This is a genomic window from Alishewanella sp. HH-ZS (genome assembly GCF_001704375.1).
Classification (GTDB): Bacteria; Pseudomonadota; Gammaproteobacteria; order Enterobacterales; family Alteromonadaceae; genus Alishewanella; species Alishewanella aestuarii.
This window is the reverse complement of record NZ_LZEJ01000069.1, coordinates 1-7,100: the sequence shown is the minus strand read 5'-3', so window position 1 is coordinate 7,100 and position 7,100 is coordinate 1. Positions and strand designations below refer to the sequence as shown.

The window sequence follows — 7,100 nt, the reverse complement described above, 5'->3', positions numbered from 1 at the left end:
GCCAAGATAGTTGACGCCGAACATGATTGGTTTGCTTGAAGAGAGCATTATTAGAGCACTAAGAAAATTTTATCAATAAACTAAGGTCAAGCGGGGTAGCAGAATGTGGTTTGAAGAGTTAACCGGCTTTACTGAGCAGGATCCGTCACAGGTTCAACAACAGATTACCGTTCAGGGTGACAAGCTATTGTTTAAAAACTCGGGTAAGGTGGTGCAAGCAGGGACACTTAGTACCCCATCGTTAGCGGAGTTAAACGAACAGGCGCAGTTGGTTTTGCATACCGATGCAGCGGTAACCGGCGTTTTGTCGCTGGAAGAAGTGGTAGCGGATGTACAAGAATTGCATGCCAACCCAGATAATGCCGGTGCTTTATTCCAGGTTGCATCGCAGTTTAATCTACTAGAGATGGTCTCACCAGATGTAACGCCGGAGCAGGGTGTTACCCGCTATCAAAACGACAAAACACAGGGGCCTGCCTGTGCCATTGCCTGCGGCGCGGGGTTAATATACCGCAATTACTTTGTACCAGTTGGCGAGCAGCAAGGTCAAACAGCCAATAAGCAGCTTAATATGCTTGCTTCGCTGGAGCAGGCATTGGTGCGTTACTTCAGTCTACTGGCAGCAACGGACTATGCAAATATTACGTCACCCTGGGTAATGCAAAATGGGTATGCACTGCCAAGTAAACAGCAACTTATTCTGATCAATAAGGTGCTTGCAGGGCTAAACCCAACGGAATATCAGCAGTTAAAAGAGCTGGTTTGCATAGGGCTGCAATATGATACTCAGGTAACGATAAAGCAGGCATCACATTTGGTTACTCAAGCCTATTGCTCTGCAATGCCTGTGGCTTATAGCTACCACTCCAATGATTTATGGCAGCCATTGGCAAGCTTAATTCTGGAAGCTGCCTATGAAGCAACCTTTGCGGCAGCGGTTGTGAATGCAAAGCGCACCGGCAATAAACGGCTGTATTTAACGCTGTTAGGCGGAGGCGCCTTTGGTAACCAACCGCAGTGGATCTTAAATGCGATTAAACAAGCCTGTACTCGTTATAAAGATTACGCCTTAGAGGTAAAAATTGTGAGCTACCGGTATTCAAACCCGCAGCTTGCGCCGTTGCTCTCGTCATTAACCTAGTTTGCGCAGTAAGCCAGTACTTGAATGCCTTTGCCTAAGGTAAAGCCTGGCTGCTGATACATCATTATTCACTCTTATCTCATTGATTTTTCGACTTCGGCAATGGCGCGACATATCTTGTCGCAACACTGCCTTATGCTAGGTTATCTATCAGTCAGAGGTGCCTATGTCCGCAAATCGCCAGATCTTAACCACCCCAAAAGAGCTACAACAATTTCTATCGCTTCAACTTAAGCTGCTGGAAAATGCTGAGCATGCATCGCTGGTCGCGCCGGTGATGCTATGGGGCCCACCAGGTGTGGGTAAAAGCACTATCGTACGCGAGCTGTGCAAAAAACAGGGGATTGGTTTTATCGATATCCGGCTTGCACAGCGTGAGCCGGTGGATATTCGTGGTTTACCGGTAGTGCGCGGTGATCAGGTTGACTGGTTACTCAGTGGCGAGTGGCCACGCGATCCGAACAGCCGTGGCATTATTTTGTTTGATGAGATCACTGCGGCCGATCGCAGCCTGCAAGTAGCGGCTTATGAGATTATTCTCGATCGGCGGCTGGGTGATCTTTACCAATTACCACCTGGCTGGTTGGTATTAGCGGCTGGGAATCGCAGTGGCGATCGCGCAGTGGCCTATACCATGTCTAGCGCCCTGGCGAACCGGTTTTGCCACTTGGAGCTTAAAGCCGACTTAAACAGCTGGACGCTATGGGCACGTAATCATGAACTCGACGATGGCCTGATTGCCTTTTTGCGTTATCAACCACAATGTTTTTTTGATATGGAAACCGATGTTGAACGGGGTTGGCCTAGCCCGCGCAGTTGGGAGAAAGTATCGTTTTATCTTAAGCAGCGCGAGCAATTAGGCGAAAGCCTACTGCAAAAAATACTCTGTGGTTTAGTGGGGCCGGGGGCGGCTTATCAGTTAATCGCCTTTTTAAAATCACGCTCTGAAATGCCAGATATTGATCTAATGCTCAACGGCAAAGTGCCTATTCAGATCCCGGAGCGGCCAGATATGCTTTTTGCTTTCTGCTCAGCGTTAAGTCATCAGCTTTGGCGGCAAGATACCATGTTAGAAACCCGTATAGGGCGCTTTCTGGATATTGGCGTTGCCATGAGCGCCGACTTCGCGACCTTGGCATTGGTAGATTGTTTACAGCATCCAAAAGAGAGTGAAGTGCAAAGACGAACCGATTTACTGCTGGGGCATAGCAAGTTTAGCCAGTGGTCTGATAAACACGGGCAGCACGTTAATCTGGAGAAAGGGGCTAACCTGGCCGAGGATGCGCCGATATGACAGCGCCGCTCAGTATCCAATGCCGCTATCCCAATGCGCTGGAACTGCGGGATAAACAGCAGATGCAAGAAGAGTTATCGCAGCTGCGTTCAGATATGTTGCTGAGCCAGCCTTTTGTGGCGGTGCTGGCCATGCGTTTAAAGATGGTCGTGGTGGTGGATGATCGGCTGCCCACCGCCTGCACCGACAGCCAGCATATCTTTTTTAACCTGGATTTTATGCGTAAATGCAATGCGCCACAGCGCCGTTTCGTTATCGCACATGAGGTGTGGCATTGCGTAATGGGGCATTTTCTACGCCAGCAACAGCGTGATCAACAGCGGTGGAATTTCGCCTGTGATTATGAAATCAATGGCATCTTGAGCTACTTTTTTAAACGTGATGATCTGCCCAATAATATTTTGTTTGATGAGAGTTATCGGGGTAAATCTGCCGAGCAAATTTATACCTTGCTGGGTAAATTACCGGAAGACGAATGGTCAGAAACCTACTATCAGCCTGGCAATCGATTACCCGCTGGCGGAGCACAGTTTGACCAACATCAACCTGATCTCAGTATGCCAGATTTAGTGGAATTTAAGATCGATCCTGATTTCCGGCCACAAAGCCCCACTGAAATGGATGTTGAACGTTGGCGCGAATTTACCGCCGCAGCGGGACAAGTAACTGGGATAACTGCAGGTAGCTTCGGGGCAGATGTGCAACAGGTAATAAAAAATGCGCTTAAACCACAACTGAATTGGCCTACCTTATTGCAACGTTTTATTCAGCGCACCATAAGTGGCAGTTATCAATGGCATAAACCGGCCCGACGCTATCTGGCCCAGGGCTTATATTTGCCAGGCAGGCAAGGGCAGTGTCTGCGGTTGACACTCGCCATTGATACCAGCGGCAGCACCCTACAAGACTTACCAAAGTTTTTAGCCGAGCTTACTGCCATCTTACAGGGTTTTGAACAGGTACAATTGCAGGTGATAAGCTGCGATGCCAGCATTACCGATGTTAGTTTTTATGACAAATCTGATCTGGCCGCGCTAACAAAGTGGCAAGCAAAGGGGTTGGGTGGCACTAGCTTTACTCCGGTATTTCATTATATCGCTGACGATCCGGACCATGTTGGCGTACCCAATGCGTTGATATTTTTTACAGATGGTTATGGCAATGCGCCAGTCGAGGCACCTGCTTATCCGGTCATTTGGGTGCTAAGCCCTGATGGTCAGCCGCCAATAAAGTGGGGCGAAGTGCTGCATCTTAAATAAGCCGGATAAAATGATGAAATTACACCTCTTGGTAAAACGTTAAGCCAATATCTAACGCCAGCATCATAACGATAGCTGGCGTTTTGATTAGGTGATTAAGCGGATTTTGCCAGTGCCGCCTTGGTATACCATACCTTTACACTGTCATAGGAAACGTCTGCAAATCTGGTGATATAGGGTAATTTACTGTCATTGGCCATGGCTAAAAGCTGAGGCCGAACGTATTCCGGAAACACCTGCATGGCAGCAGGTAAAATGCCGCTAAGCAATTTAGGTGATACGCTTTGCAGTAAAAATTGGAACAGCATTTTAAGCAGCTGTTGCTGCTCGGCGTTATCAGCTTCTGCTGTTGCGCTAAGCTGTTTAAAATAGTGGCATAACCGCTTTAAACCAGGTACTAAGTTTTCATTCAAATTTAACCAGGTATTAGTTTGTGCCAGTTTTTTCTGCGTCATTACCGCCAGAAAATCCAACTTCTCGTCCAACAACAGATGGTCAGCCTCACTACTTAGCATGGTACACAGCGTAAAAAAGCCCACCGGCTCGCTGGTTAATGCCGTCTGTACCATCAAGGGCATAAAATCGTCTGCTTCTGGCAAGCCGTTACGCTTTGCTTTAAGCCAAAACAAAAAATCAGCCTCATAACTTTCAAAAACACGATCCACCTTAATATTCCAGCGCCAGTTTGAAAGCTTAATGCCCGTTGGCTCTTGCCGGAAATGTACCTGGCGTCGTTGGTTTTTAAGATGTAAGACCGCCCTGAGTTCCCATAATTTCTCAATATCGTAGTCAAGCTCGGCTAATGCTTGTAATAGCATAATGGCATGGCCAACATTGTAGGGCTTGTATTGACGAAGAGCCTGTTGCAGCAACGCCTCAACCAACTCCTGATCCATATGCTCAGTCAGTTTTTGTAGGGTGTCACGGATCATGCCCTCGTTAATAGAAAAACTGGACTGATCCAGTAATTCCGGGGCAAAGATGCCGTTAGTAAAGATCAGTGGCGAGCCAACGGCTAATCGTTGCAGGTTAGGGCAATCGGTGACATGAAGTTGATCAATTTGCACGGCAGCTAATTCAGTTAGCGCGCAACGGCGTAGTTTAACGCTTTGCCAGCGGCCGGAAAGAGCAACACTGCCATGCGCTGCATCAGTTAACTGCGCTTCCTCAGCGCTAAAATCAGCAGGCGCAGTGAGCTGACTAAATTGTGGGCACTGTTGTAGTTGCAGGCGTGCCAAACCCGGTTCTAATACCGCAATAGTGCGCAAGCCTATCGCCCGTTGCACAACAAGATGTTTTACCTGACTAACCGTTAGGCAATCGATCCCAGCAATATCGGTAAACAATAAATGCTCAATATTAGCAAAAGTAGGCACAGATGCTTGTTGATAGCCTCCGTAACACACCACCAAGCTATGATCTGGCAATTCCTGCAAGGCAGAAAAATCGCTTACCGTCATTTGGCTTAAATCAAAAAAGACCACTGCATGAAACAAGGCCGCTTTAATTTGCGGGGTGAGTGTAAGCAGCTCGTTATCCTGCAGCCAGCACATATCCAGATGCGCTAATGGGGCCTCGATGGATAAGCCATGTGGAAAATGTGGTAAATCAAGATGCACCACCCAACGATTCTCGCTATGCCCACTTAGTTGCATGCTTTTTAACGAACTTGCTCCTTGTACCCGCACGTGCCGCTCGGCAGGCTCAGGGCAATGCAACGCTAATGTTTGCAATGCGCAAACCTGATAAAGGTCCAGGTGTTTCAGGTCGCGCTGCTGAATATACACTTGCTCCACCTGGTTATCGGTTAAGCAACTGCTGTAATCCTGATTTAAGGGTAAAGGCGAGGTATCGCTAAAATGCTTAATAATCGTCATAGCGTATTCCAATTATTAAGCAAGGTTAGCGGTAGCTGCATTAAAACCGGCCAGCAGCTCAGGTAAGCTCATTACTGTCAGCCGGTGGGTATAGTATGCTCCGGTATCAATATAGGCGCGGTTGCAAATGTATTCTGGGGTTCTTACCACCACATGGCCGGATACCACATAATCGATATTGGATACGCGTAACCTTGCTAAGTCATTTAATTGTTTAGCTTTTAAGATCCCACGGCCAGACAGTAAGCATCGTTGCCAACGCGGCTCGCCAGCCGCATTTTTCTCAGTTTGGTTACTCAACTCGTTATCATTTGCTAAATTGCGCAAACGCTGCCAGCAATTATCTGGCACATCGCCATGTACCACACCGAGACGTAGATCTGAGGTGATAAGTTCTAGCGCCAATGGCTCAGCTGCCAAGTGGTGTAATTTTGTAAGCACGGTATTGGCTTCATCGCGGTTAAAGGCTTTTAGGCGGTCAAACCAGTCGCCATCATTCTGCATCCAGTAATTGTAATCACCCACTGGATAATGGTCGTGGTTACCCGTTACCATGGCGACATGCCCTTTGCTAAGTCCTTCTAAAACAAAATCAACTACTTGCGGGCAATAGGCGCCCCGATCAATTAAATCACCTACCAGCACCAGCAGATCGCTGCTTGGGTCAAACTGACGCGTATGTAATGCCTGTTCAAGCAAGTCAAAACGGCCATGAATATCACCGCAGAAGTAAATATTGCGGTAGTGTTCAACATTGAGCACTTTGAGTTTGGGTACGGATGGCATCGGTTCTGGCATCGGCATTTCTCCTGGCGAGTAATTGGCTAGCAACTCCCAAGTGTAAAGTGTGCCTGCGACAAGATGTGTCGAATCAGCTTTGCCCGTTGAAAATTAATCTATAAGACACGACGCAATTTGTCGCATTGTCCTGATAGTCTGAGAATGATGATGTTTCCTAGTTAAAGCAGAAATACTGATTTGGAACACCTATAGGTTTTAACAGTTAGTAAAAATAAATTGGTATTTAATAACTCTTTAATGTTTATTATAACTCACTGATTAATTGTTGTTTGTCCAAGGCTTATAACGTGACTAAAGGTGGAAATGGATGATAGTACCTCTTGAGTATTGTGTTTCACTTAACTTCTTCGAACGTCAGCATGCTCTGCAGCTTAAAAATGGATTGGGTCAGCAGCACTTGGGGCGTCTTTCTTTCTTGGCCTTACTTGAAAGTCGTTTAGCGCTTCCTGTGATTGAAGAGCAAACCCGACAAGAGGCTATGTTAGCGCTACTCAATGATTCTCTTTCAATACAGGATGCACCCTACCAATCATTCCAAGTGAGCCCCAGCGTTGTCAGCCGGCAGTTACTGAGTTGGTATGACACACTCACGCTTGCTGGTTGGCAAGGTGAGCCTTTTAATGACAAGGCATTGTCTCGATTTGACATAATGGTAAAGCTCTATCCATTACTTGCACAAAGTTACGCAAAATGGAGTGAGGCCGCGCGTGTTCGGCGTCAACTATCTT

Annotated in this window: 6 protein-coding genes; 4 read left to right on the top strand and 2 right to left on the bottom strand. The window is 47.1% G+C overall.

Annotated elements, in window-relative coordinates:
- Nucleotides 1-103 precede the first annotated feature (103 nt).
- The 3 genes from A9165_RS16060 to A9165_RS16050 all read left to right on the top strand — a co-directional run bounded on the left by A9165_RS16060 (nucleotide 104) and on the right by A9165_RS16050 (nucleotide 3,694).
- The gene (locus A9165_RS16060; RefSeq protein ID WP_065956636.1) at nucleotides 104-1,141 is read left to right on the top strand and encodes a hypothetical protein; all 1,038 of its coding nucleotides are present in this window, start codon (nucleotides 104-106) and stop codon (nucleotides 1,139-1,141) included.
- Nucleotides 1,142-1,307: 166 nt separating this feature from the next.
- Complete coding sequence (locus tag A9165_RS16055; RefSeq protein ID WP_065956635.1) at nucleotides 1,308-2,435, top strand: ATP-binding protein; 1,128 nt, start codon at nucleotides 1,308-1,310, stop codon at nucleotides 2,433-2,435.
- Nucleotides 2,432-3,694 carry a VWA-like domain-containing protein gene (locus A9165_RS16050; RefSeq protein ID WP_065956634.1) on the top strand — a complete coding sequence of 421 codons (1,263 nt, stop codon included), beginning with the start codon at nucleotides 2,432-2,434 and terminating at the stop codon, nucleotides 3,692-3,694. The genes A9165_RS16055 and A9165_RS16050 overlap by 4 nt, the downstream gene beginning before the upstream one ends.
- 95 nt (nucleotides 3,695-3,789) lie before the next feature.
- Here A9165_RS16050 and A9165_RS16045 read toward each other — a convergent pair whose 3' ends face one another.
- Together A9165_RS16045 and A9165_RS16040 are read right to left on the bottom strand one after the other, a co-directional pair.
- Nucleotides 3,790-5,571, bottom strand: coding sequence for a hypothetical protein (locus A9165_RS16045; protein WP_065956633.1), 1,782 nt, complete (start codon nucleotides 5,569-5,571; stop codon nucleotides 3,790-3,792).
- Between the two features lie 15 nt (nucleotides 5,572-5,586).
- The gene (locus tag A9165_RS16040) at nucleotides 5,587-6,369 is read right to left on the bottom strand and encodes a metallophosphoesterase (protein ID WP_065956632.1); all 783 of its coding nucleotides are present in this window, start codon (nucleotides 6,367-6,369) and stop codon (nucleotides 5,587-5,589) included.
- A gap of 310 nt (nucleotides 6,370-6,679) precedes the next feature.
- On the opposite strand from A9165_RS16040, the gene A9165_RS16035 reads away from it, so the two are divergent.
- Nucleotides 6,680-7,100, top strand: a 421-nt coding sequence (locus A9165_RS16035; protein WP_141686178.1) for a hypothetical protein, incomplete at its 3' end; no start/stop codon positions are given.

Coding starts and splice junctions, on each gene's coding strand:
- A9165_RS16040 (WP_065956632.1), bottom strand. CDS start 6,369: ATGCCAGAACCGATGCCATCCGTACCCAAACTCAAAGTGCTCAATGTT.
- A9165_RS16055 (WP_065956635.1), top strand. CDS start 1,308: ATGTCCGCAAATCGCCAGATCTTAACCACCCCAAAAGAGCTACAACAA.
- A9165_RS16045 (WP_065956633.1), bottom strand. CDS start 5,571: ATGACGATTATTAAGCATTTTAGCGATACCTCGCCTTTACCCTTAAAT.
- A9165_RS16060 (WP_065956636.1), top strand. CDS start 104: ATGTGGTTTGAAGAGTTAACCGGCTTTACTGAGCAGGATCCGTCACAG.
- A9165_RS16050 (WP_065956634.1), top strand. CDS start 2,432: ATGACAGCGCCGCTCAGTATCCAATGCCGCTATCCCAATGCGCTGGAA.